A 24351-nucleotide genomic window follows, 5' to 3' on the forward strand; every position below is an offset into this window, starting at 1 on the left:
TCTGCGTGGTGTTCGTGTCTCGGAAATTCGTTTAACGGAAATATTCAGGGAAGACGGCGCGCATTTCCCCGGTCGCGGAAACGGTGTCCTTCAAATGGGCGCGCACGGCGGCTTCGGCTTCGTTGGGGGTGCGCGCGTCGATGGCGTCAAGGATCGCCTCGTGGTCGCGGATGATCTTTGCCGCCTTGCCTTCGGTGGGCAGATGCAGGCGGCGCAGCCGGTCCAGATGGGCGCGCCGCGCGTGGATGATGTCCCATAATCCGCCGACGCCGGCCATCTCGTACATCATTTCGTGGAAACGGTTGTCGGCGGGCAGGAAGGCCGACAGATCGCCAGCCTCAAGCGCCGTCCTCTGGCGGCCGATGGCGGCGCGCAGGGCATCGACCTCGTCGTTGCTGATCTCGACGGCCAGGGTGCGGGCGATTTCGACCTCGACGCTGCGGCGCAGGAAATGGGCTTCGCGCGCACTCTGTATGTCGATGAAGGAGACGCAGGTGCGCGACTGGGGAAACACATCGACCAGGCCTTCTTCCTCAAGCAGGATCAGGGCCTCGCGCACGGGGGTCGGGCTGACGCCGAACGTCTCCGCGATCTGGCGCGTCTGAAGCACCGTGCCGGGCGGCAGGTCGAGGGAAACGATCTGGTCGCGCACCGTTTGATAGATTTGCTGGACGGCTGTCTGGCGACCGCCTTTCGGTGGGGCTGGGCGCTCTTTGAACAGGCCGGTCGTGTCAGGCGTCACGTGGTCGGTACCCCCGAAAAACGGCGCAAAAGCAGGGTTTTTGCTGCACCTGCGAGCCAGCTTTGCACTTGACTCTGTAACTGATATATTAGTATTTCAGTACGGGTGAAGTCAATATCACCGTCATAAGAACTACGTTTAGGGAGATCCAAGGATCATGTTTAAGAAGACACTGATGGCGCTTGCCGTCGGCGGCTTGGTCATTGCCGGGACGACCGGCGGGGCCGCCGCGAAAACGCTCAAGGTTCAGGCCAGTTCCAAGGCCGGCGACTGGGCCCACCGCTTCATGACGGACACCTGGGCGCCGAAGCTCGATGCCATGACCGCCGGCGCGGTCAAGATCGAGGTTCTGCCGACCAAGGCCGTCGTGCCGCACCGTGAAACCATCGACGCCGTCGCCAACGGTATTCTCGACGGCGACCTGAACGCGGTGTCCTATTTCTCGGGCCGCGACCCGGCGTTCGCCGTGATCGGCGACCTGATCGCCGGTTACGACACGGTCGACCAGGTGCGCACCTTCTGCCAGTACGGCGGTGGCAAGGAAATCCTGCAGAAGATGTATGACAAGTACACCAAGGGTCAGGTGCATGTCGTCGGCTGCGGTCCCTACGCCAAGGAAGCCTTCGTGTCGACCATCCCGATCAAGTCCGTCGCCGACTTCAAGGGCGTGAAGGTCCGTTCGCCGGAAGGCCTGGCCGCCGAAGTGTTCAAGCGTGCCGGTGCGGCCCCTGTGTCGCTGCCGTTCTCCGAGGTTTATACCGCCCTTGAGAAAAAGGTCATCGACGCGGCTGATGCCTCCGCCCACGTGAACAACAACGCCCAGGGCCTCTACAAGGTCGCCAAGTACCCGATCTATCCGGGCATCCACTCCATGGCCGTTCTGCAGTTCATCGTGAACAAGAAGGTCTGGGACAAGCTGGGCCCGCAGGGTCAGACGGCGCTGGAGGTCTGGTATCAGGCCGCCTACGACGCCATGCGCCGCGAAGCCGATCTTGAAGATCAGAAGATCGCCGACGAGCAGCGCAAGGGCGGCGACGTCACCGTCGTCGACTGGACGACGGAAGAGCGCGCCAAGTTCCGCAAAATCGCGGTCGGCGCCTGGGAAGATTTCGCCACGAAATCGCCCCTCGCCCGGGAAGCCCTGGACGCGCATCTGAAGTACATGCGGTCCGTCGGTCTCCTGGACTAGCAAATACGGAATTGCCGCCGCGCCCGGATTGGGCGCGGCGGTTCTTCTATTCACCATCTGATATAATTTGCCGATCCAGGAGGGGGCCATGTCTGGATTCACGGAAACCTTGGTGGGTGCGCCTGCGGGCGGAACCTTCGACCGAGCCGTCGACCATTTCAGCCGGTTTCTCGGCCTGGCGGTCGGCAACCTCTACCTGATCGCGGCGTTCTGCACGATGTGGGAGGTCGTGGCCCGCTACGTCTTCCATTCACCCACGCAATGGGTGTTCGAGGTGGTGATGGTGCTGTGCGCCAGCGCCTGGATGCTGTCGGCCGGTTTCGTGACCCTGCAAAAACGCCATATCGGCATCACCGTGTTCTATCTCATGGTGTCGGAGAGGGCCCGTTGGTGGCTTGACCTGTTCGCCATGCTGGTCGGCGTCATCGCCCTTTACATGCTGGTGTCCGACACCCTGATCCGGGCGTTGGAAAGCATCGATCTGGTGGAACGCGGCGGCTCGGCCTGGAATTCGCCCCTGCCCATGATACTCAAGACCGTCCTGGTCGCCGGCCTGTTCCTTTACCTCGTGCAATTGCTGGTCAACCTGGGCCGCCATTTCCGCACCCACGCGATGCAGGTCACGGTCTATGCCGTTCTGGCGCTGATCTGCCTGCGCCTCTTGGTGCAGATCTTCGCCCATTACGGCGAAGGCGGCGGCATGTGGATCAACCTGGAAGAATATCTGCACGAAGCATCGGGCAGCGTCATCGACCAGTTCCGGGTCGACCGCGACAGCGTCGGCATCGCCACCATCTCGCTGCTGATCGTCGCGGCGCTTCTGGTTCTGATGATGACGGGCATGCCGCTCGGCATCGTCACGCTGATCATTTCCGTGGTCTGTGCCCTGGCGTTCTACGGCTTGCAGGGCATGTACCTGGTATCGACCAACGCCATGGACCTGCTGGAAAAGTATCCGCTGATCGCGGTGCCGTTTTTCGTGCTGATGGCGTCGATCCTGGAACGCGCCGGTATCGCCCAGGACCTGTTCGATGCCATGTCGATCTTCGCCGGCGGTCTGCGCGGCGGCGTGGCGGTGCAGACGACCGTGGTCGCCGTGATCCTGGCCGCCATGTCGGGCGTCATGGGCGGCGAGATCGTCATGCTCGGCCTGGTCGCCCTGCCGCAGATGCTGCGCCTGGGCTACGACCGCAAGCTGACCATCGGCCTGATCTGTGCCGCGGGCGCCCTGGCCACCCTGATCCCGCCGTCGATCGTCATGATCGTCTATGGCCTCAGCGCCAACGTCGGCATCGGCGATCTGTTCAGCGCCGGGTTCATTCCCGGCCTGATGCTGGCGTTGTTCTATGTGTCGTTCGTTCTCGTGCGCTGCAATCTCAATCCGGCCCTGGCGCCGACGGCGGCGGAAATCGCGCTCAAGACGGGTGAGGAGACCAAGCTCGGCCGCCACCAGATCACGGCCGTCATCATGTGCGTCGGCCTGATCTTCTGCGTCATGGGGTCGATCTACGGCGGCATCACCAGCGTCACCGAGGCCGCCGCCGTGGGCGTGTTCGGCGCCATCGCCGTCGCCGCCGTGCGCTTCAAGTTCGATTACGCCCTGCTGCGCGACTGCCTCGCCAATACCATGGCGGTGGTCGGCACCATCATCTGGCTGATCCTGGGGGCGGTGGCCTTCGTCGGGCTGTACAACCTGATCGGCGGCGCCGACTTCATGCGCCAGCTGATCAAGGGCGCCGGTCTGGGGCCGCTCGGCACGGTGTTCGTGATGATGGCGATCCTGGTCGTTCTCGGCACCTTCATGGAATGGATCGCGATCATCTTCATCACCGTGCCGGTGTTCGCCCCGGTGGTGCGCGATCTGGGGCCGGAACTGGGCATGACTCCGGAATGGGCGGCGGTGTGGTTCGGCATCCTGTTCGTCATGAACATCCAGATCTACTTCCTCAGCCCGCCCTTCGGCCCGGCCTGTTTTTGGCTGAAGTCGGTGGCGCCCAAGGACGTGACCCTGCAGGAAATCTTCATCAGCGTGCTGCCGTTCATCGTCCTGCAGATCATCGGCATGCTGCTGGTCATGTTCTTCCCGCAGATCGCCCTGTGGATGCCCCAGGCGCTAAATTAGGAGTGGAGGTCCCATGAGCAATCCCCTCACCACGCCCGAAGAACTGCACGACGACCTTGAAGAAGACGGCGTGCACGATAGCGACCACTACGGCATCGCGCCCGGCATCACCGGGATCCTTATCGGTGCGGCGTTGATCGTTTTCATGTTCGCCTTGGCGGACGGTTTTTCCTGATCAGGACGTGCGACCAAGATGACGACTAAGAAAGACTACGCCGACCTGCGGTCCGCCCGCTGGTACGCCCCCGACGACCTGCGCTCCTTCGGACATCGTTCGCGCACCATGCAGATGGGTTATGACCGGGCCGACTGGGAAGGCCGGCCGATCATCGCCATCATCAACACCTGGTCCGACATCAACCCGTGCCATGCCCACTTCAAGCAGCGGGTCGAGGACGTGAAGCGCGGCGTGCAGCAGGCGGGCGGCTTCCCCATCGAACTGCCGGCCATCAGCCTGTCGGAAAACTTCGTCAAGCCGACGACCATGCTCTACCGCAACATGCTGGCCATGGAGACGGAGGAGCTGATCCGCTCCCACCCCGTGGACGGGGCGGTGCTCATGGGCGGCTGCGACAAGACCACGCCGGGTCTGGTCATGGGCGCGATCTCGGCCGGGGTGCCGATGATCTACGTGCCCGCCGGGCCGATGCTGCGCGGCAACTACAAGGGCCAGGCGCTGGGCTCCGGCTCCGACGGCTGGAAGTACTGGGACGAACGCCGCGCGGGCAATTTGACGGCCGAGGAATGGACCGAGGTCGAGGCCGGCATCGCCCGATCCTACGGCACCTGCATGACCATGGGCACGGCCTCGACCATGACCGCCATGGCCGAGACCCTGGGCCTGACCATTCCGGGAGCGTCGTCGATCCCGGCGGCCGATTCGGGCCATATCCGCATGGCGGCGCAGACGGGGCGGCGCATCGTCGACATGGTGTGGGAAGACCTGACGCCGGGAAAAATTCTCGACCGCCGCGCCTTCGACAACGCGGCCATCGTCGCCATGTCCATGGGCTGTTCGACCAACGCGGTCATTCACCTGATCGCCATGGCGCGGCGCGCCGGGGTGATGATGACGCTGGAAGACCTCGACGGCTTTTCGCGTCTGGTGCCGGTGATCGCCAACGTGCGCCCGTCGGGCGACACCTACCTGATGGAGGATTTCTATTACGCGGGCGGCCTGCGCGGCCTGATGTCGCGCCTGACCGGGCATCTGAAGCTGGACGCCGTGACGGTCAGCGGAAAGACTCTGGGCGAAACCCTGGAAGGGGCCGAAGTCTACAACGACGACGTCATCCGCCCGCTCGACAATCCGCTTTATGCAGAAGGTTCGCTGGCCCTGCTGCGCGGCAACCTCGCCCCCCAGGGCTGCGTCATCAAGCCGTCCGCCTGCGACCCCCGGTTCTACAACCACCAGGGCCCGGCCCTGGTGTTCGACAGCTATCCGGAAATGAAGAAGGCCGTCGACGACGAGAACCTGGACGTCACCGCCGACCATGTCCTGGTGCTGCGCGGCGCCGGGCCCCAGGGCGGGCCGGGCATGCCCGAATGGGGCATGCTGCCGCTGCCCAAGAAATTGTTGAAGCAGGGCATCCGCGACATGCTGCGCATGTCCGACGCCCGCATGTCGGGCACCAGCTACGGGGCCTGTATCCTGCATGTCTCGCCGGAAAGCCATGTCGGCGGTCCGCTGGCCCTGCTCAAGACCGGGGACATCGTGAAGATCGACATCCCCAACCGCACCATCGACATGCTGGTCGACGACGATGAGCTGGCCCGCCGCCGCGCGGCCTGGACGGCGCCGAAGCCGAAGTTCGAACGCGGCTACGGCTGGATGTTCGCCCAGCATATCCGCCAGGCCGACGAGGGCTGCGACTTCGACTACCTGGAAACCCAGTTCGGCGCGCCTGTCGGCGAGCCGGATATCTTCTGAGCGGAGCGATCCATGGCCAAGAAACTTTCCAAGAAAACCCGCGACCTGCTGATGCAGGTGTCCACGGCGACGCTGTGCACGGCGCTGTTCAAGGCCGGCCTGAAGAACCAGTTCATCCAGGATGTCCATCCCGTGTCGCCCAAGGGCCGCAACATGGTCGGGCAGGCCTATACCCTGCGTTACATCCCGGCGCGGGAAGACCTGAACGCCATTTCCGTGTTCCAGGACCCCAAGCATCCGCAGCGCGTCGGCGTCGAGGAATGCCCCAAGGGATATGTCATGGTCATCGACAGCCGCAAGGACCCGCGCGCGGCGTCCGCCGGCTCGATCCTGGTGACGCGCCTGATGGTGCGGGGCTGCGCCGGCGTGGTCAGTGACGGCGGCTTCCGCGACGCGCCGGAAATCGGCAACCTGGACATCCCGGCCTATCACAACCGTCCCTCGGCCCCGACCAACCTGACCCGCCATCAGGCGATCGAACTGAACGGCCCCATCGGCTGTGGCGACGTCGCCGTGTTTCCGGGTGACGTGATCGTCGGCGACGACGAGGGCGTGGTGGTCATCCCCATCCACATGGCCGACGCCATCGCCCGGGAAGCGACGGAGATGACGGCGTTCGAGGACTTCGTGACCGAGGAAGTGAAGAAGGGCCGCCCCGTGATCGGCCTCTATCCCGCGACGACGGCCAAGGCCAAGGCAGATTACGCGGCCTGGCGGAAGAAGACCGGGCGTTAAATCAGCCGTCTCAGCGGCGGCCTTAATCCTGCTGGAAAATATGCTAGTCTTGCGGCCTGTCATCGCGCCGGAACGGGAGAGGACCATGCGCAAGACCATCGCCATCGCCGCGCTTGCCCTGCTTGGCGCCTGTACGGTCGTCGAGAAGACCGGTGAGGAGATCACCATCGAGCATGCGGCGAACCAGTTCTTCGTCGCCGAGGCGAAGGCCGAGGATTACTGCCAGACCCTGGGCCGCAAGGCCCAGCACGTGATGACCGGCCCACGCCAGTCGTCCATGCTGTTCGTGCAGTCCAGCGTCAGCGTGTTCCGCTGCGTCCTGCCGGCGCCCGCAAAGAAGTGACGGCGGGGCTGGCTGCTTCCACGCCATGAGACGTTCCGTCATCCTGATGATTGTGATCGGCCTGGCCCTGGGCGGGCTGGTCCTGTTCCTGGCCCTGCAATTTCCCGAAGCGCTGACGACGCGGGGAGAGCAGATACAACTGACCCATGCCCTGCTGCTGGTTGCCGTGATCGGCGGGGCGGCCATCGCCCACGGCCGCTTTCAGGCGCGCCAGGCGCTGCGCCACGCCGCCATTTGGGTCGGGCTCGGCGCGGTGCTGCTGCTGGGCTATTCCTTCCGCGCCGAGTTCCAGGCCCTGGGTGGCCGCCTGACGGGCGAACTGCTGCCGCACCGGGCGCAGGAAGTCCCCGGCGGCGGCGTCACCATCCGCGCGGGCGCGGGCGGTCATTTCATCGCCGAGGCCACGGTCAACGGCGTGGCCGTCCGTTTCCTGGTCGACACGGGCGCGAGCGAGGTGGTGCTGAGCCCCCGCGATGCCGAACGCCTGGGCTTCGACCTGAAATCTCTCAGCTTCAACCGCCGCTATCAGACCGCCAACGGCACGGTCACGGGGGCACCCGTGCGGCTGGAAGAAATCCGCATTGGTCATATCGTGGTCCGGGACGTGCGGGCGTCGGTCAACGGGGCCGACATGAAACGCTCGCTTTTGGGGATGAGCTTTCTCGGCCGCCTGGGCGGCTACCGGGTCGACGGCGACGTGCTGACGCTCAGTCCGTAAGCGGGCTGCGCGGCGCGAGGGCCGCCTGTTCGACGCGGATGCGATGCGTCAGGACCAGGGCGTTGAGGACGGAAAATGCCAACGCGATCTTCCAGGCCCCGAAGGCCAGCGGCAGCACCGCGATCTCGGTCGCGACCACGGCGTAATTCGGATGGCGCAGCAAGCGGTAGGGACCCCGCCGCACCAGGGGGGCTCCGGGCAGGGTGATGACCCGCGTCGTCCAATAGGGGCCGAGGGACGCGATGACCCACACCCGCGCCGCCTGCAACAGGACGAACAGCGCCAGCCAGGGCCATTGGACCGGCGTGTCCGGCGGCACCAGGACGGCGAGGGCGGCCAGCCAGCCCGCGTGGAGGGCAACGATGACGGGATAATGGCCACGTCCGTGCTCGACCCCGCCTTGCGCCATCAGGCGGGCTGTGTTGCGCCGGGCATGAAGCAGTTCCGCCACCCGCAGCAGGGCGACCAGGGCGATCACGGTCCACAGGGCCGGCACGGCGCCCTAGGCCGTTTCCAGGGTCAGGAAGCCGGCGGTGAAGCCGGGGCCGAGGGCCGACAAAAGGGCCCGCTTGCCCGCCACGCGTCCGAAACCGGCGTCCAACGTGCGGCGCAGGACGAACAGCACCGTGGCCGCCGACATGTTGCCGAAATCGCGCAGCACGGAGCGGCAATGATCGAGCCCGCCCGGCGCCCGGCCGAACACGGTTTCCAGGGCCGTGACGACCTTTTCCCCGCCGGGATGGGCGACGAAGGCGTCGATATGGCCGAGGCTCAGGTTGTCCTGGGCCAGATAGCGCCGCAGCACGGGCGGCAGTTCCGTTTCCACCAAGTGGGGAATGTCGCGGGAAAACACCACGCCCAGGCCGTCTTCCTCCACTGTCCAGCCCATGACGTCGAGGGATTTCGGCCAGGTGTGTTCACCCGACCGGACGATGCGGGGGCCGGGGCCGTCGGTGGCGATCACGGCCGCCGCCGCACCGTCGCCGAACAGGGCCGTGGCGATGACGTTGCTTTTCGACAGGTCGCTGCCGCGAAAGGTCAGGCCGCAGAGCTCCACGACCAGGAACAGCACGCGCGAGCCGGGCCGCGCCCGGGCGATTTCGGCGGCGCGGGCCAGACCGTTGACGCCGCCGGCGCAGCCCAGGCCGAAGATGGGCAGGCGCGTGGTCTCGGCGCGGAAGGGCAGACGGTCGAACAGGCGGGCGTCGAGCGAGGGCGTGGCGATCCCCGTGGTCGACACGGTGACCAGGGCGTCCACGTCCCCGGCCGTCATGCCCGCCGCCGCGAGGCAGCTCTCGGCGGCCTCGGTCAGCAGGTCCAGGGCGTGCTCCAGATAGCGCGCGTTCTTTTCCGCCCAGCCGCGCGGCTCGGAAAACCAATCCAGCGGCATGCAGGAATAGCGGGTGTCGATGCCCGCGTTGTCGAAGGCCGGCAGCATGCGCGCGATGTCGCGGACACGGCCCTTGAACTGGCCGCGGGCCCAGTCGCGGATGTCGGCCTGGGCCAGCCGGTGCGGCGGCACCGCAGTGCTGAGCGCGGCCAGCCGGGGCAGGGGAGGGAACGCGTGTTCTGTCATTACGGGCCCGAGTCTGACTCTGATCGGCGCCGCGCGCCACTAACTTTGGTGTGAACGGCCTGCCGTGCAGCTTATTGCACCCGCGCCGCGACCTCCGGCGGCAGGTTGCCCTTGACGGTGTCCAGGTCGCTCGGAAAGTAAGACCGGCCGTTGCATTCCCCGTTGAACCGCCCGGACATTTCCGAATACAGGCGAACCTGACGGTTGTGCCCGTCGACCGCACCGCGCCGTTCCTCGACCCAGGCGTTGTAGTCGGTGATCTGCGCTTCGTAGGTCTTGCGCCGTTCCGGGTCGGTCAGGGCGGCCATGGCCTGATGTTGTAGACGCGGACCGGCCTCTTGGATTCGGCCGTCCAGGTCGCGGATCGTCCCTTTCGCCGTCTCGATCTCGGCGGCGACCGCGTCGATGCGGTGGGCCAGGATAAGGCAGGCTGTCAGCGTCTCGGGCGTCATCACCCCGGCGCGATAGGTCTTGGCCTTGCCTTCGTAGAGTTTCTCGGGCGCGTTGCGGGCGGATTGCAACATGGTATCGAGCAGGCCGCCATCGGCCCGCGCCGCCGCCGCCGCCAACATCAACATCGCCACCGTCAGGAAAAGGAGAATTCGGCGGGAAGGGCGCGTGCGGGGAAGATTGGGCATGGGGCAAGGGGCCTCGACTGGTTGGAAGCGTGAAACAATATCATGCCCCCCTCTCTTAAGGCATTGCGCGGAATACTTCAAAGCTGCGTGAGGATCGTTTTGAGGGCTCGCATTAACCAAGAAATGCCCCCATATTCGGGTCATGGTTGAGATTGTTTCCGGTTCCGGCATTGACCGCATCCTGTCCAGAAACGAGGTGCAGGAAGACCGCGCCACGCAGCTGAACAGGCTGCGCGCGGTCGAAGCGCGCGACGGCCGGGTTGAGATTCGCGCGGCCACGCTGGCGCGCGGTCTCGAAGCCGAGGCCTTGGCCCAGGCGCAAAATCAGGGTGCCGCCGTGGACTTGGAGTCCGATGCGGCAACCCGGCAGCCGCGTTTCGCCGATCTTGTGGGGGATTCGGAAACCGTCAACCGGGCGCTGGAAGAGATCCAGGGCGTCGATCGCGTGGCCACGGCGGGCGAACGGGTGCGTCAGGCGGCGGTGCTGGCCGACAGTTTCCTCAAGTCCTACTTTATATCCATGATCGATCCCGGGCGGGCGATGACGATGCTCAGCCCGCGCGACATCGCGCGGCCGCTCGAAGAAGACGGCTAACGGCGGACGGGCGTCAGTTCAGGGCGGCGGTGTTGGGCGAGGAGTCGGAAAGCAGTTCCTGGGTCGCCCGCGCGACGCGAAGCCAGACGGACCGCGCGGCCCGGTCGCCCCGATCCTGCATCTGATCTGCCTTCACCTGCGCGCCGATGGGCGCCATTTCGCCGAATTCCTGAATCAACAGATTGGCGGCGCGGTAAATTTCACTGTCGGTGGCCATGGCGGTTGCCTTTACTCCAGGGGCCCGGCCTTATCGGGGCGGGGCTTTCAAGCGGCCTTACTGTTTAAGAGATTGGCTGATTTTCAGCACTTCCGTCAGGGTGACGCCCAGGCGGTCCTCGACGACCACGACCTCGCCCTTGGCGACCAGCCGGTTGTTGGCGTGGATTTCGATGTTCTCGCCGACGGTACGGTTCAATTCCACGACGGCGCCTCGGCCGAGCTTCAGGATCTGGCTGATCGGCATTTCCGCCGTGCCGAGGACGGCGGTGATTTCCACCTGAACGTCATAGAGAGCGTGAACCTTTTCAGTTTCCGTTTTCTCTTCGGGGGCGGTGTCTTCAGCCATTGCCTTGCTCCGTTATCCGGCGGTGAGCGCGGCCATTCGGGCCGGCGGTCCGCCATCGGCGGGTTCTTCACCCGCCATTAACCGTGAATTTGACCAGGGAAACCTTAAACTTTCCTTATCGCCGGGCGGATTCTATCACGGCGCCGGGGATTGCGCACGGACGCACCGGGACGCGCGTGGGCGTCAAATCCCACCGCCCTGGTCGAGAAGGCCTGTCAGATGCTGCACCCGGGCCAACAGCGCATGCAGGGCGTCATCGCGAAAACCCATTAATTCCAATTGAGTAAGCGTGTTCATCAAGTAATCGCGGTTGAGCCCGCTTTGCCCGGAGGCGGCCATGATCAATTCCGCCGACCGGGCCGGGCCGAGGTCGCCCGCGTATTGCGGATGGGCCGGGTCCGTCACGAAGGTATAGGCGGCGACGGGCTGTCCAGTCTCAAGCGTTACCGTGACGATTGCCGGGCGGTAGGCATATCCGATGAGTTCCCGTTCGTTCAGGTAGGCGACGACGGCGTCGCGGGTATCGGGGGCGAAACGCAGGGCGATGCCCCGACAACTGCCGCCCTTGTCCAGGCCCAGGACCAGACCGGGCTTCGCCGGGGTGCCCCGGTAATGGTGGGAATAGATGCAGAACGCCCGGTGATACCCGGTCAGCGCGGCGGGCTGGCGGTCCGTATACGCGAACCCGGGATTCCACATGAGCGAGCCATAGGCGAAAACCCATTCGATGGTGCTCAGCGCGGCGGCATCAACCATGGTCCTGAGCGGACACCTTTTCCTCCACGAAATCAAGGCGGTCCTGGCCCCAGAACAGCTCGTCGCCGATGACATAGGTCGGCGCGCCGAATACGCCGATGCGTTTGGCTTGTTCCGTGTTCGCCCGGTCGACCGAATCGATGTCGGTGCTGTCGGCGCGGGCCAACAGATGTGCACTGTCCAGGCCCATGCCGTCGAGAACCGCGGTCAAGGTTGCCGGATCGGCGATGTCCTTTTCATCGACCCAGACCGTGCGCATGAACGCATGGACCAGGTCGCCCAGCCGTTGGGCGTCCAGCCCGTCATGCTGGGCGGCCAGGATCAGCCGCCGGGCCATTTTGTCGACGGCGGGAAAGAAGGCGGGCTCCAGCGTCAGGGGCACGCCGAGCCGGGCACGCCAGCGCTTCAGTTCCATCATGCGGTAGGCGACCCGTTGCGGCGGGCGTTTCGCCAGCGGCAGGCCGCCCGAGACGGCGAAGACCTCGCCCATGTCGACCGGCTTGTGATTGATCCGCCAGCCGTGCCGGCCGGCCATGGCGCGCAACCGGGCGTCCCCCAGATAGGACCACGGTGAGGTCACGGTGAAATAGTAGTCGATCGTTTTGGGCATCACTGTTCCTGTTCACGCGGAAGGCGCCGCGATTCGACGCCGAAGCGGGCCGCGCGGAATGTTGGGGGAAGCGGTGGGAATTGTCAAAAATGGCTGAAAACCGATGATTTATCCGGAAATATTAGTCAATTCGAAGAGCTCGTTGACATTGAAAGTAGCGGACGGCAACGATTGTCACATAATCATAACAAAAGACATTCCGCTGCTTGCGCTTTTCTTTCGGATGCGGAAGCAGGGGACCCGGAGGAAACAAATCCGGAAGGCGCGCTGAAAAAGGGGCTGGCGGATGAGGCACCCGACCAAGGACGGCGACAAGATTTTCGAGGTCGCCATCTACAACAAGGATGTCCGGTCACTCGTTAAGGACAATCAATCCCATTCTTTCTTCGACGACAACTGGGCCGACGCCCAGGTTCACGATGTCGTCGCCACCGACGAAGATACGGCCCGCGAGATGATCGCCGAGCGGTTCCCGCCCGACGACGGCTTCGTCATTCAGTGGGTGGACCAGGCGTCCTGACCTAGGCCTCGCGGACAGCCGCGAAGGCGGAGGCGGAAACCTGGAAGATTGGCGGTCAGGCATGGCCGGTCTTCGCCCGTTCGGCGTCGCGCAGATCCTTGCGCTTGATCTTGCCGGTCGCGGTCATGGGCAATTGGTCGACGAATTCGATCTGCCGTGGGTATTCGTGGGACGACAGGCGGGTCTTCACGAAATCTCGGATGTCCTGTTCCGTCGCGGCCCCGCCCTCGAACCCCGGCATCAGCACGATGAAGGCCTTGACGGCCTCGGTGCGGATCGGATCGGGCACGCCGATCACGGCGGCCAGCTGCACCGCCGGGTGGCGGCTCAGGCAATCCTCGATCTCGCCGGGGCCGATGCGGTAGCCGGCCGAGGTGATGACGTCGTCGCCGCGCCCGACGAACCACAGGTAGCCGTCGTCGTCGCGGTATCCGGTGTCGCCCATGCGCCACCAGCCGTTCCGCAGATTGGCCTGGGTGGCGGCCGGGTTGTTCCAGTATTCCAGCAGCATGACCGGATCGGGTGCCCGGCAGGCGAGGTCGCCCTCGTGTCCCGGCGGCAGGACGTTGCCGTCGCCGTCGATGACGTCGACCGCATGCCCCGGAGCAGGGCGGCCCATGGAACCGGATTTGGCGTCCATGATCTCGGCGCATGTGGCGACGACCACGTTACATTCCGTCTGGCCGTAGAATTCGTTGATGGTCAGGCCCAGGGCCTCGCGGCCCCAGTGCAACAGTTCGGACCCCACGGGTTCGCCCGCCGAGGCGACGGAACGCAGGTTGAGCGCATGGCGGCCCCTGGGCGGCGGCAGCTTGCTCATGAGGCGCAGCGCCGTCGGCGGCATGAAGGTGTTGCGCACGCTTAAGCGCGCCATCAGGGCAAGCGCCTCCTCGGGGTCGTATTTGCGTGCCCGGTGGGCGACCACGGGCACGCCGTGGTGCCAGGCGCACATGAGGGTGTTCATCAGGCCGCCGATCCAGGCCCAGTCGGCGGGGGTCCACATCAGGTCGCCGGGCTGGCCGAGGAAGTTGTGGAACATCTCCACCCCCGGCAGATGGCCAAGAAGGCAGCGATGCGCATGCAGCGCCCCTTTGGGATTGCCCGTGGTGCCCGAGGTATAGATGATCAACCCGGGATCGTCGGCGGCGGTGTCGACCGGCCGGAACGCGTCGGACGCGTGGCCCAGCGCCGCCCAGAAATCCGTGAATCCCTGGCCATCCGCCCCGGCGTCGATGACGTAGACCCGTTTGAGGTCCGGCAAGACGCCGGCCAGGGCCGCGACCTTGGGGTAATTGGCCATGTCCGTGACGACGGCGGCTGTCCCGGAATCGGCGAGCCGGAAGTTCAGCGCGTCCTCGCCGAACAGGGTGAACAGGGGGACCGAGATCAAGCCCGCCTTCCAGGCCGCGACATGGGTCAAGGCGGCCTCCACCGACTGCGGCAGCAGCACGGCGATGCGGTCGCCCCGCGTCAGCCCATGGGCCCCAAACATGTTGGCGGCCTGGTTCGAGAGGGCGCGCAGGGCCCCGAAGCTGTAGGTCACCAGGTCGCCCTCGGCCGAGGTGACGATCAAGGCCGGTGCGTCGGCATCGCGCGCCGCGTTCTTGTCACAGACATCGACACCCATGTTGAACCGCGCCGGGATATCCCAGGCGAAGGTGCCGTAGAGCCTGTCGTAGCTGTCGGTCCTGGTCAGCATGGGATGCCTATTCTCCCAAACGGCCGGGGCCATGTCCCGGATGCGGTACGGAAGGGGCCGCCGGTTACTTGAAGGCCGCCATGTCCTGACCGTCGGATTCGAAGTAGCGGTAGGCCTCGACCGTTTCGATGACCACGCCGTCATAGCCCTGGGCCAGCAGGCCGAAGGTGAAGGAGGTCGGGTCGCCGTAGAGGATCTTGTGCCATTCAGGCCGCCAATATTCGACGAAGTAGCGGTCCGGGTCCGTGGGGTAGGGGGCGGTGATCCAGCGCGGCGCGCCCGACTGCCAGCCCGCCTTCCAGTAAAAGCGGTAGGTCGCCGCCGTGCCCACGTCCATGCGCGCGAGAACCAGGCGGCGCGCCCCCAGTTTCTTGTACTTCAGGGTTTCGATCGCGCGTTTGGAGAACGGTTTGCGGCCGTGGAACACATCGACGATGACCATGTCGTAATTGGTGTCGTGGATTTTCAGCGCGAATTCGTCTTCCTGGCCGAAGGCCGTGGTGTCGCGCAGGTAAAGATAGTTTTCCGCATTCGACATGGACAGGACGTGGTTGGAGTTTTCGTGAAACGGCCTGGCCGGATAGGGCGGCAGGCTGTTCATGACGGACAGGTCCTTGTGGGCGACGAAGGGCAGGAAGCCTTGCTTGCGGCTGGCGGCCAGAATTTCGTCGATCTTTTTCGGGTCGCGGGCGAAATCCATGGTCAGGATGCTGACCCGGTCGCGCTTGGCGACGTCGATCAGATGGGCGAAGGTTTCCTTCGCCTCCTTGGAGGTCGGCTGTCCGAAGGTCTCGTACCCGTAGAACAGGCCGTCTTGCAGGATGGCGTCGATCGACATCATGTAGGCGCGTGCCGGATAGACCTTTTTCTCGTCCACCTCGTCGCGCTTTTGCAGAAGCTCCATGCCGTTGTGGGTGATGACCACGAATCCGGGATTCTTCTCGCGGGCGAATTTGGCGATGTTGGTGATCAGCCGGCGCATCTCGTCGCGGTAATTGGTCAGCTTGCCGAGCACGGGGGCGGCAGGGGCGGCGGGGCCGGCCTGCACCGGCTCACCCTGACCCGGCGCCTGCGCCGCCGCGGGCGCGAGGGCGCTGATGGCCAGAAGGGCGGCGCTCATGACGCCCGAAAGGGCGGTCGGACGGAATGCGGTCATGGTCTTCCTGTCGATGCTTTTTCCCGCCGATACCATAGTGGGTAAGGGTTAATCAGTCCTTATCCGGCGGCCGTCGACAGCATAGCACGGTGGCGGCGGCGCGGTGAATGCGCCCGCGATTTCTCCTGCCCGGACGATATCGGTTCCTTGTTCGCGGGCGGGGTGGAGAGTAGATTTCCGCCATGCAACCCGAATTCCGGCCCACGGCCTGCCCCCACGACTGTCCGTCCACCTGCGCCCTTGAGGTCGAGGTCCTTGACGACCGCACCATCGGCCGCGTGCGCGGCAATCCACGCAACGATTACACGGCGGGCGTGATCTGCGCCAAGGTCGCGGCCTACCGCGAACGGGTCCATCATCCGGAGCGGTTGACCCACCCGCTGCAACGCGTCGGCGCCAAGGGATCGGGCGACTTCCGCCGGATCACCTGGGATCAGGCGATCGACGAGGTCGCCGAAGCCATCGAGCGTGCCCGCGCGGCCCACGGCGCCGAGGCCGTCTGGCCCTATCATTTCGCGGGCACCATGGGCCTGGTGCAGCGCGACAGCATCCATCGTTTCCGCCATGCCTTCGGGTTTTCCCGCGAGCACGAAACCATCTGCGTGACCACGGCCTGCAACGGCTGGGTCGCCGGACACGGCAAGATCTGGGGGGCAGACCCGCGCGAGATCGCCGAATCGGACCTGATCGTCGTGTGGGGCGGCAATCCGGTGTCGACCCAGGTCAACGTGATGACCCATATCGCCAAGGCGCGGAAGGCGCGCGGCGCCAAGCTGATCGTCATCGATCCCTACCGCACGCCGACGGCGGAGGCGGCGGATATCCACATCCCGATCCGCCCGGGCACGGACGGCGCGCTGGCCTGCGCCGTCATGCAGGTGCTGTTCGAGGAAAACCTGGCCGACTGGGACTACATGCGGGAATTCTCCGACGGCCCGGAACGCCTGCAGCAGCATCTGACCACGCGCACGCCGGAATGGGCGGAGGCGATCACCGGCATTCCGGCCGACGACATCCGCGATCTGGCCCGGCTCTACGGCAAGACGGATCGCGCCTATCTGCGCTGTGGATACGGCTTCACGCGGTCGCGCAACGGGGCGGCCAACATGCATGCCGTGACCTGCCTGCCGGTGGTCACGGGCAAGTGGAAACATAAAGGCGGCGGGGCGTTGTTTTCCAACCGCGAACTGTTCGGCGTCGATGGCACCCTGATCAAGGGGCTCGACGTGGTCGATCCCGCGACCCGTGCCTTGGACATGTCGCAGATCGGCCGCGTGCTGACCGGCGACGCCAAGGCGCTCAAAGGCGGGCCGCCGGTCACCGTGCTGTTCACGCAGAACATCAACCCGGCCGAGGTCGCGCCGGAAACGGGCCGGGTGATCGAGGGCATGATGCGCGACGATCTGTTCACCTGCGTGCACGAACAGTTCATGACCGCCTCGGCCAAGCTGGCCGATATCGTCCTGCCCGCGACCATGTTCCTGGAGCACGAGGACATGTACCAGGGCGGTGGCCATTTTTATCTTCAGGTCCATAAGGCGCTGATCGAGCCCCTCGGCGAATGCCGCTCCAACGTCGATGTCATCAACGGGTTGGCACGGCGCCTGGGGTCCGATTATCCGGCGTTCCACATGACGGCTTGGGAGTTGATCGACGACGCATTGCGCCGCAGCGGCCGCCCCGGCGCCGACGCGGTGCTGGCCGAAGGCTGGATCGACTGCACCAAACCGTTCGAAGACGCGCATTTCCTGAACGGCTTCGGCCATACCGACGGCAAGTTTCACTTCGCCGCCGACTGGTCGAAGATCGGCGCGGACTGCGACGCCATGTCGGCCCTGCCGGATCACCTGGACGTCATCGACGAGGCGACGGAGGCCCATCCCTACCGCCTGGTCGCCGCGCCCGCGCGCCGGTTCCTCAACACCTCGTTCACGGAAACACCGTCCAGCCGCAAGAAGGAAGGCCGCCCCATGGCCCTGATCCATCCCGATACCTGCAAGGCGCTCGGCCTGGACGAAGGTGACCGCGTGCGCCTGGGCAACGACCTGGGGGATCTGGTGGTGCATGTCCGACCGTTCGACGGGCTTCAGGCCCATACCGTGGTGGTCGAGGGCATCTGGCCCAACGCGGCCTTCGAGGAAGGACGCGGGATCAACACGATCATCAGCGCCGACGCGGCCTTGCCGGGCGGCGGGGCCGCGTTTCACGATACCGCCATCTGGATGCGCCCGGCGTGAGCGGGCAGGGCATGCAGGGCCACGTCATCGTCGTCGGCAACGAAAAGGGCGGCAGCGGCAAATCGACCACCGCCATGCATCTGGCCGTGGGTCTGATGCGGGCCGGGCACCGCGTCGCCGTGCTGGATACGGACATCCGCCAGGGGTCGTTGCGCCGGTTCCTGGAAAACCGCCGTGACTATGCCCGTACGATCAAGGGTCATGTGCCCATGCCGGAATTTTTCGACGTCGCCCCCTCGGGCGGCGACGGCACGGATACCTTTCCGGAGGTTCTCGCGGCGGCCCGCGCGGCGGCGGGGATCGTCGTCATCGATACGCCGGGCAGCGCCACGCCGTTGTCGGAAGCCGTCCATTCCCATGCCGATACCCTGGTCACGCCCCTGAACGACAGTTTCATCGACCTGGACGTCCTGGCCCGGGTCGAGGTCGGCAACGAGATGACCGTGAAGGGGCCCAGTCAGTATGCGGAAATGGTCTGGAAGCAGAAGATCGCCCGCGCCCGGCGCGACGGCGGCAAGATGGACTGGGTCGTGCTGCGCAACCGCCTGAGCCCGCTTGATTCGCGCAACCGCCAGGAAATGGAAAAGGCGCTTAACCAGCTTGCCCAACGCATCGGGTTCCGCTTTCTGCCCGGGTTCGGCGAACGGGTGATCTACCGTGAACTGTTCCTGGCCGGGCTGACCATCATGGACATTAAGGAAACCGGCGATCCGGCGGCCATGTCGATGTCGCATCTGGCGGCGCGCCAGGAAGTCCGCGCCCTGATCGGCGCGCTTCACCTGCCGCCGCCGCCGGCCTAGGCCAGAGGATTTCCACTTCGCTGGCGAACGACGCCCGAACACCTTATCTTTCAAGGCGAAGGACAGGGGTCATGGGCAACGACGACAAGCTTGCGAAATCGGATACTGCCGGCGCGCCCGCCAAGCGGGCGGACGTCGACGCGTTCCTGGACAAGCTGTCGCGCGCGCCCGTGCAGGCGCGCGGGGACGGGCGCGGCCGGTTGATGTTCGGCATGGATGCGACGGCCAGCCGCCAGCCGACCTGGGACAGCGCCGCCCGCCTGCAAGGCGAGATGTTCCAGGTAACGCGCGAACTCGGCGGCCTCGACGTGCAGCTCGCGTTCTTTCGTGGTTTCGGGGAATTCAAGGTCTCGAAATGGACCGGCGACACGCATGAACTGACCCGGCTGATGACCGGCGTCGGATGCCTGGCCGGCGAAACGCAGATCGGCAAGCTTTTGAAGCATGCCGTGAACGAAACCCGCAAGCGCCGGGTCAACGCCCTGGTCTATGTCGGCGACAGTTTCGAAGAGGACGTCGACGCATTGGGCAGGACCGCGGGCGAACTGGGCCTGTTGGGTGTGCCCGTGTTCATGTTCCATGAAGGCGAGGACCCCGTCGCCCGGTTCGGGTTCCAGCAGATCGCGAAACTGTCCGGCGGCGCCTATTGTTCGTTCGACGCGGCCAGCGCCGACACGCTGAAGGAATTGCTCGCCGCCGTCGCGGTCTATGCGGCGGGCGGGCGGCGGGCGCTGGAAAACCACGCCAAGGCCAAGGGCGGCGAGACCCTGCGCATCGCCCATCAGATCAAGGGAGCCTAGGCGCCATGTCCTATCTGGTGCTGGGCGTGGCCCTGTTGGCGGCCTTCCTGATCGGCGCGCGCTGGTACGCGACCGCGAACGTCAAAACCTTGAAGAAAGTCCTGTTCTACGTGGTCGGCATTCTGGCCGTGGTGCTGGCGCTGTTCTTCGTCATCACCGGGCGGTTCGGCTGGGCCGTGTTCGCGGCCTCTGCGCTGATCCCCATGCTGCTGCGGGCGCGGATGGTGTACCGCGCGGCACGCAATTTCTCGCGCATGGCCGGGGCCGGGCAGGGGGCGCCCACGGGCCAGACGTCGGACGTGGAAACCCGCTTCCTGCGCATGGGGTTGGACCATGACACGGGCGACGTCTGGGGCGAGGTCGTCGACGGCCCCTACAAGGGACGCCGGCTGGACGACATGACGGTGTCGGAGAAACTGGACCTGTTGCGTCACTGCTGGACCGAGGACGAGGCCTCGGCCCGTGTCCTCGAAGCCTATCTGGACCGGGTCCATCCCGACTGGCGGGACCGCGCCGACGACGCCGGACCGCAACCCGGCGGCGCCGGGGCGCCCCGTTCGGGCGCCATGACGCGGGCAGAGGCATTGGCGGTTCTGGGTCTGTCCGAAGGGGCGAGCCGCCAGGACATCAAGGCCGCTTACCAGCGCATCATTTCCGGTCTGCACCCGGACCGCGGCGGATCGGACTATCTGGCGGCCCAGGTCAACGAGGCCAAGGACGTGTTGCTGGGCGATTGAGGGATTTCGTCCGGGCAAAAGCGATTCGCGTTACGGTTCCGTGATGACCGGCGGCGCCAAAGGCGAAAACGGGAGAAATCCGGGGGGCATGGCCGAGTCAATCGGGCGGTTGCGGCGCCGGGGGCGGTATGGCACAAAATGGCCCCACCCCTGCGGCCGGTATTCGGTGGTACGGTGCCGATGCATTTGAAGACACAGCAGAAAGTCGCGATATGAACGCACCCGTCCGGAAGGCCGTCCTACCCGTCGCGGGTCTGGGCACACGATTCCTGCCCGCGACCAAGGCGATGGCCAAGGAAATGCTGCCCATCGTCGACAAGCCGCTGATCCAGTACGCCATCGAAGAAGCGCGGGCCGCCGGGATCGAGGATTTCGTCCTGGTCACCGGGCGCGGCAAGACGATCATGGAAGACCACTTCGATCATGCGGTGGAACTGGAACAGGTTCTTCAGGCGCGCGGCAAGACCCGCGAGCTTGAGATCGTCCACGACGCCATGGTGCCGGCGGGCCATCTGGCCTATGCGCGGCAACAGAATCCGCTGGGCCTGGGGCACGCCATCTGGTGCGCGCGCCAGATGGTCGCGGGCGAGCCCTTCGCGGTGTTGCTGCCGGACGATCTGGTGCAGGCGGAACCGGGGTGCCTGACGCAGATGATGGAAGCCTACCGGGAAGTGGGCGGCAACATCGTCGCGGTCGAGGACGTGCCCCTTGAGGACACCAACAAATACGGCATCCTGGATGTCGCCGAGGACGACGGCCGCCTGGCCCGCGCCAGGGGACTGGTGGAAAAACCGGATCCGTCGGTCGCCCCCTCGACCCTGTCGATCATCGGCCGCTATATCCTGCAACCCCAGGTGTTCGAACATCTGGACCGTCATGAAAAAGGTGCCGGCGGTGAAATTCAGCTGACCGATGCCATGGCCAAGACCCTGGACACGGTGCCGTTCCACGGGCTGCGGTTCAAGGGCCGGCGCTTCGATTGCGGGTCCAAGGCCGGGTTCATCGAAGCCAATGTCGCCTTCGCGCTGGAACGGCCGGACATGGCCGACCGCGTCCGCGCCACTTTGAAAACCTACCTCTGAAGGAAGTCACAGCATGCATGTCGCCGTCGTCGGGACCGGATACGTGGGATTGGTGTCCGGGGCCTGTTTCTCCGAATTCGGCCACCACGTCATTTGCGTCGACAAGGACGAAAAGAAGATCGCGGGCCTGAAGCGGGGCGAAATGCCGATCTATGAGCCCGGCCTGCAGAAGCTGGTCGAAGGCAATGCCGAGTCCGGGCGTCTCAGCTTCACCACGGACCTGGCCGAGGCGGTGAAGGATGCGGACGCCGTGTTCATCGCCGTCGGCACGCCGTCGCGCCGTGGCGACGGGCATGCGGACCTGTCCTATGTCTATGCGGCGGCGGAAGAGATCGCCGCCGCCATCAGCGGCTATACGGTCGTGGTCACCAAGTCGACGGTGCCCGTCGGCACGGGGGCCGAGGTCGAGCGGATCATCCGTGCGGCCCGGCCCGACGCCCAGTTCGACGTGGTGTCGAATCCGGAATTCCTGCGCGAAGGGGCGGCGATCGAGGACTTCATGCGCCCCGACCGGGTCGTCATCGGCACGGATTCCGAGGATGCCCGCGAAGTGATGCGCGAACTTTACCGCCCGCTGTACCTGATCGAGACGCCGATCGTGTTCACCCGGCGCCAGACGTCGGAGCTTATCAAATACGCGGCTAACACCTTCCTCGCGACCAAGATCACCTTCATCAACGAGATCGCCGACCTGTGCGAGATCCTGGACGCCGACGTGCAGGACGTGGCCCGGGGCATCGGCCTGGACGGGCGCATCGGGCGCAAGTTCCTGCACGCGGGGCCGGGCTATGGCGGATCCTGCTTTCCCAAGGACACGCTCGCCCTGGTGCGCACGGCGCAGGACGCGGGATCGCCGCTGCGCATCGTGGAAACCGTGGTCGACATCAACGCCAAGCGCAAGAAGGCCATGGCGCAGAAGATCATCGACGCCTGCGGCGGCTCGGTTTCCGGCAAGACGATCGCGGTTCTGGGCCTGACCTTCAAGCCCAACACGGACGACATGCGGGATTCTCCGTCCCTGGACATCGTGCCCGCCCTGATCGCGGCCGGGGCCAAGGTCCGGGCCTATGATCCCAAGGGCATGGACGAAGCCAAGCATATGCTGGACGGCGTCGACTGGTGCAAGGGCGCCTACGACACCATGGGTGATGCTGATGCGCTGGCCATCCTGACCGAATGGAACGAATTCCGCGCCCTCGATCTCGACAAGGTCCGGAGCCTGATGAAGACGCCGGTGATGATCGACCTGCGCAACATCTATAATCCGGACGATATGGCCGAAGCCGGGTTCGATTATACTTGCATCGGCAAATCGAAAGTGTCGGCGGCAAGCTGACCGCCGGTCCGGCGCGGCGCGAACAAGGACGTAACCTTTCATGGCGGATAGCCACAGCTTCAATCCCAGCATCCTGCGCGAATACGACATCCGCGGCACCGTGGGCGACACCTTGGGGCCCCGGGACATGTTCGCCATCGGCCGGGCGTTCGGCACCCTGCTGGTGCGCGCCGGCGGCAGAAGTGCTTCCACGGGGTATGATGGGCGCCTGAGTTCACCCGAACTGGAAGCGGCCCTGGCCGACGGCCTGCGCGCCGCCGGGGTCGACGTCAAGCGGGTCGGGCTTGGGCCGACGCCCATGCTTTATTTCGCCACCTACCATCTGGGCACGGACGCGGGCCTGATGGTCACGGGCTCGCACAACCCGCCGGAATTCAACGGCGTGAAGATGGTGATGCAGGGGCGGTCGTTCTTCGGCGCCGATATCCAAAGGCTGGGCGCCCTGGCGGCCCAGGGGGATTACGCCACGGGCAGCGGCGGCGAGGCCAGGATCGACATCATGGACGCCTACGTGGCGCGCCTGTTGCAGGATTTCGACGGCGCCAAGCCGCTGACGGTCGCCTGGGACGCGGGCAACGGGGCGGCGGGCGAGGCCCTGGTCAAGCTGGTCGCCGGCCTGCCGGGCCGTCATATCCTGTTGAACGAAACCATCGACGGTACGTTCCCGGCCCATCACCCCGATCCGACGGTGGAAAAGAACCTGGCGCAGTTGAAGGCCGCGGTGGCGGCGAACGGCTGCGACCTCGGCATCGCCTTTGACGGCGACGGCGATCGGATCGGCATCGTCGACGGACAGGGCAGGGTGCTGTGGGGTGATCAGTTGCTCGCCATTCTGGCGCGCGACGTGCTGGCCGCCCATCCGGGGGCGACGATCATCGCCGACGTGAAGACGTCGACCGTGTTCTTCGAGGAAATCGCGCGCCTGGGCGGCAAGCCGCTGATGTGGAAGACCGGCCATTCCCATATCAAAAGCAAGATGGCCGAGATCGGCGCGCCGCTGGCGGGCGAGATGAGCGCCCATATCTTCTTCAAGGACCGCTATTATGGCTATGACGACGCGCTTTATGCCGCGATCCGCCTGCTCAACGTGCTGAACGGCACGGAGGCCAGCCTGGGTGACCTGCTGGACGCCATGCCGAAGACCGTCTCGACGCCGGAAATCCGCTTCGATTGCGCCGACGACCGCAAGTTCCAGGTGGTCGAGGAAGTCCGCGCCCGTCTGGCCACGGAAACGGGCATCGCCGTCCACGGCATGGACGGCGTGCGGGTACAGTCGGAGGACGGTTGGTGGCTGCTGCGTGCATCCAATACCCAGCCGGTGCTGGTCGCGCGCTGCGAGGCCGCGGACGCGGCCGCCCTGGCGCGGCTGAAATCGGCGCTGGCCGGGCAGTTGGCGCAAAGCAACGTGGCTGTGCCGGACCTTTAGGCCGCCGCTTTCTTTTCAGATATCAGGTCTTTGGCATCC

Annotated in this window: 26 protein-coding genes; 16 read left to right on the top strand and 10 right to left on the bottom strand. The window is 65.4% G+C overall.

Translation table 11 applies throughout. The features are described 5' to 3' along the window. Window positions 1-31: 31 nt before the first annotated feature. The gene (locus tag RJ527_15680) at window positions 32-652 is read right to left on the bottom strand and encodes a GntR family transcriptional regulator (GenBank protein ID WND75463.1); all 621 of its coding nucleotides are present in this window, start codon (window positions 650-652) and stop codon (window positions 32-34) included. Between the two features lie 247 nt (window positions 653-899). Here RJ527_15680 and RJ527_15685 point away from each other — a divergent pair, with 247 nt between their 5' ends. From RJ527_15685 to RJ527_15715, 7 genes are all read left to right on the top strand, one after another. Continuing rightward, on the top strand, window positions 900-1931 hold the full coding sequence (locus RJ527_15685) for a TRAP transporter substrate-binding protein (protein ID WND75464.1): 1032 nt from the start codon (window positions 900-902) through the stop codon (window positions 1929-1931). A gap of 88 nt (window positions 1932-2019) precedes the next feature. Continuing rightward, the gene (locus RJ527_15690) at window positions 2020-4053 is read left to right on the top strand and encodes a TRAP transporter large permease subunit (protein ID WND75465.1); all 2034 of its coding nucleotides are present in this window, start codon (window positions 2020-2022) and stop codon (window positions 4051-4053) included. A gap of 13 nt (window positions 4054-4066) precedes the next feature. Then, a complete protein-coding gene (locus RJ527_15695; protein ID WND75466.1) occupies window positions 4067-4228 on the top strand; it encodes a hypothetical protein in 162 nt (53 codons plus the stop codon). Window positions 4229-4246: 18 nt separating this feature from the next. Then, window positions 4247-5983, top strand: a complete 1737-nt coding sequence (gene araD / locus RJ527_15700; protein ID WND75467.1) for an L-arabinonate dehydratase — start codon at window positions 4247-4249, stop codon at window positions 5981-5983. Between the two features lie 12 nt (window positions 5984-5995). After that, window positions 5996-6718, top strand: a complete 723-nt coding sequence (locus RJ527_15705) for a ribonuclease activity regulator RraA (protein ID WND75468.1) — start codon at window positions 5996-5998, stop codon at window positions 6716-6718. 85 nt (window positions 6719-6803) lie between these two features. Beyond that, entirely contained in the window at window positions 6804-7061 is a 258-nt protein-coding gene (locus RJ527_15710) for a hypothetical protein (protein ID WND75469.1), read from the top strand. Between the two features lie 25 nt (window positions 7062-7086). Continuing rightward, window positions 7087-7779: a TIGR02281 family clan AA aspartic protease gene (locus RJ527_15715; protein WND75470.1), complete on the top strand. Its 693-nt coding sequence runs from the start codon at window positions 7087-7089 to the stop codon at window positions 7777-7779. On the opposite strand, the gene RJ527_15720 is transcribed toward RJ527_15715, so the two are convergent. From RJ527_15720 to RJ527_15730, 3 genes are all read right to left on the bottom strand, one after another. Next, window positions 7769-8275, bottom strand: coding sequence for an isoprenylcysteine carboxylmethyltransferase family protein (locus tag RJ527_15720; protein WND75471.1), 507 nt, complete (start codon window positions 8273-8275; stop codon window positions 7769-7771). The two genes, RJ527_15715 and RJ527_15720, sit on opposite strands and share 11 nt — an antisense overlap. Window positions 8276-8281: 6 nt before the next feature. Further along, window positions 8282-9355, bottom strand: a complete 1074-nt coding sequence (locus tag RJ527_15725) for a 3-oxoacyl-[acyl-carrier-protein] synthase III C-terminal domain-containing protein (GenBank protein ID WND75472.1) — start codon at window positions 9353-9355, stop codon at window positions 8282-8284. Window positions 9356-9426: 71 nt separating this feature from the next. Next, complete coding sequence (locus RJ527_15730; GenBank protein ID WND75473.1) at window positions 9427-9993, bottom strand: hypothetical protein; 567 nt, start codon at window positions 9991-9993, stop codon at window positions 9427-9429. Window positions 9994-10135: 142 nt separating this feature from the next. Between RJ527_15730 and RJ527_15735 the strand changes: the two genes are divergently transcribed. Next, complete coding sequence (locus RJ527_15735) at window positions 10136-10588, top strand: hypothetical protein (protein ID WND75474.1); 453 nt, start codon at window positions 10136-10138, stop codon at window positions 10586-10588. Window positions 10589-10601: 13 nt separating this feature from the next. On the opposite strand, the gene RJ527_15740 is transcribed toward RJ527_15735, so the two are convergent. From RJ527_15740 to RJ527_15755, 4 genes are all read right to left on the bottom strand, one after another. Continuing rightward, entirely contained in the window at window positions 10602-10805 is a 204-nt protein-coding gene (locus tag RJ527_15740) for a hypothetical protein (protein ID WND75475.1), read from the bottom strand. A gap of 57 nt (window positions 10806-10862) precedes the next feature. Then, window positions 10863-11153 (bottom strand): flagellar motor switch protein FliN, encoded by a 291-nt coding sequence (gene fliN / locus RJ527_15745; GenBank protein ID WND75476.1) that lies wholly within the window; start codon window positions 11151-11153, stop codon window positions 10863-10865. A 183-nt stretch (window positions 11154-11336) separates the two neighbouring features. Then, window positions 11337-11909, bottom strand: coding sequence for a gamma-glutamylcyclotransferase (locus tag RJ527_15750; GenBank protein ID WND75477.1), 573 nt, complete (start codon window positions 11907-11909; stop codon window positions 11337-11339). Next, window positions 11902-12519 carry a 2-hydroxychromene-2-carboxylate isomerase gene (locus RJ527_15755; GenBank protein WND75478.1) on the bottom strand — a complete coding sequence of 206 codons (618 nt, stop codon included), beginning with the start codon at window positions 12517-12519 and terminating at the stop codon, window positions 11902-11904. The genes RJ527_15750 and RJ527_15755 overlap by 8 nt, the downstream gene beginning before the upstream one ends. Before the next feature lie 286 nt (window positions 12520-12805). On the opposite strand from RJ527_15755, the gene RJ527_15760 reads away from it, so the two are divergent. Beyond that, window positions 12806-13039, top strand: a complete 234-nt coding sequence (locus RJ527_15760; protein ID WND75479.1) for a hypothetical protein — start codon at window positions 12806-12808, stop codon at window positions 13037-13039. A gap of 55 nt (window positions 13040-13094) precedes the next feature. On the opposite strand, the gene RJ527_15765 is transcribed toward RJ527_15760, so the two are convergent. Then, window positions 13095-14738 (bottom strand): acyl-CoA synthetase, encoded by a 1644-nt coding sequence (locus RJ527_15765; protein ID WND75480.1) that lies wholly within the window; start codon window positions 14736-14738, stop codon window positions 13095-13097. 64 nt (window positions 14739-14802) lie between these two features. Beyond that, complete coding sequence (locus tag RJ527_15770; protein WND75481.1) at window positions 14803-15894, bottom strand: hypothetical protein; 1092 nt, start codon at window positions 15892-15894, stop codon at window positions 14803-14805. 182 nt (window positions 15895-16076) lie between these two features. Between RJ527_15770 and RJ527_15775 the strand changes: the two genes are divergently transcribed. The 7 genes from RJ527_15775 to RJ527_15805 all read left to right on the top strand — a co-directional run bounded on the left by RJ527_15775 (window position 16077) and on the right by RJ527_15805 (window position 24312). Beyond that, window positions 16077-18131 (top strand): molybdopterin oxidoreductase family protein, encoded by a 2055-nt coding sequence (locus RJ527_15775; GenBank protein ID WND75482.1) that lies wholly within the window; start codon window positions 16077-16079, stop codon window positions 18129-18131. After that, the gene (locus tag RJ527_15780) at window positions 18128-18931 is read left to right on the top strand and encodes a division plane positioning ATPase MipZ (protein WND75483.1); all 804 of its coding nucleotides are present in this window, start codon (window positions 18128-18130) and stop codon (window positions 18929-18931) included. Before RJ527_15775 ends, RJ527_15780 begins: the two co-directional genes overlap by 4 nt. A gap of 71 nt (window positions 18932-19002) precedes the next feature. Next, window positions 19003-19731, top strand: coding sequence for a VWA domain-containing protein (locus RJ527_15785; GenBank protein WND75484.1), 729 nt, complete (start codon window positions 19003-19005; stop codon window positions 19729-19731). Window positions 19732-19736: 5 nt separating this feature from the next. Next, window positions 19737-20468, top strand: coding sequence for a hypothetical protein (locus RJ527_15790; GenBank protein ID WND75485.1), 732 nt, complete (start codon window positions 19737-19739; stop codon window positions 20466-20468). A gap of 212 nt (window positions 20469-20680) precedes the next feature. Then, the gene (galU, locus tag RJ527_15795) at window positions 20681-21550 is read left to right on the top strand and encodes a UTP--glucose-1-phosphate uridylyltransferase GalU (GenBank protein ID WND75486.1); all 870 of its coding nucleotides are present in this window, start codon (window positions 20681-20683) and stop codon (window positions 21548-21550) included. A 13-nt stretch (window positions 21551-21563) separates the two neighbouring features. Beyond that, a complete protein-coding gene (locus RJ527_15800) occupies window positions 21564-22886 on the top strand; it encodes a UDP-glucose/GDP-mannose dehydrogenase family protein (GenBank protein WND75487.1) in 1323 nt (440 codons plus the stop codon). Window positions 22887-22926: 40 nt separating this feature from the next. Continuing rightward, complete coding sequence (locus RJ527_15805) at window positions 22927-24312, top strand: phosphomannomutase/phosphoglucomutase (protein WND75488.1); 1386 nt, start codon at window positions 22927-22929, stop codon at window positions 24310-24312. Window positions 24313-24351 lie beyond the last annotated feature (39 nt).

The organism is Thalassospiraceae bacterium LMO-SO8 (assembly GCA_031655335.1).
Lineage (GTDB): Bacteria > Pseudomonadota > Alphaproteobacteria > Rhodospirillales > Casp-alpha2 > UBA1479.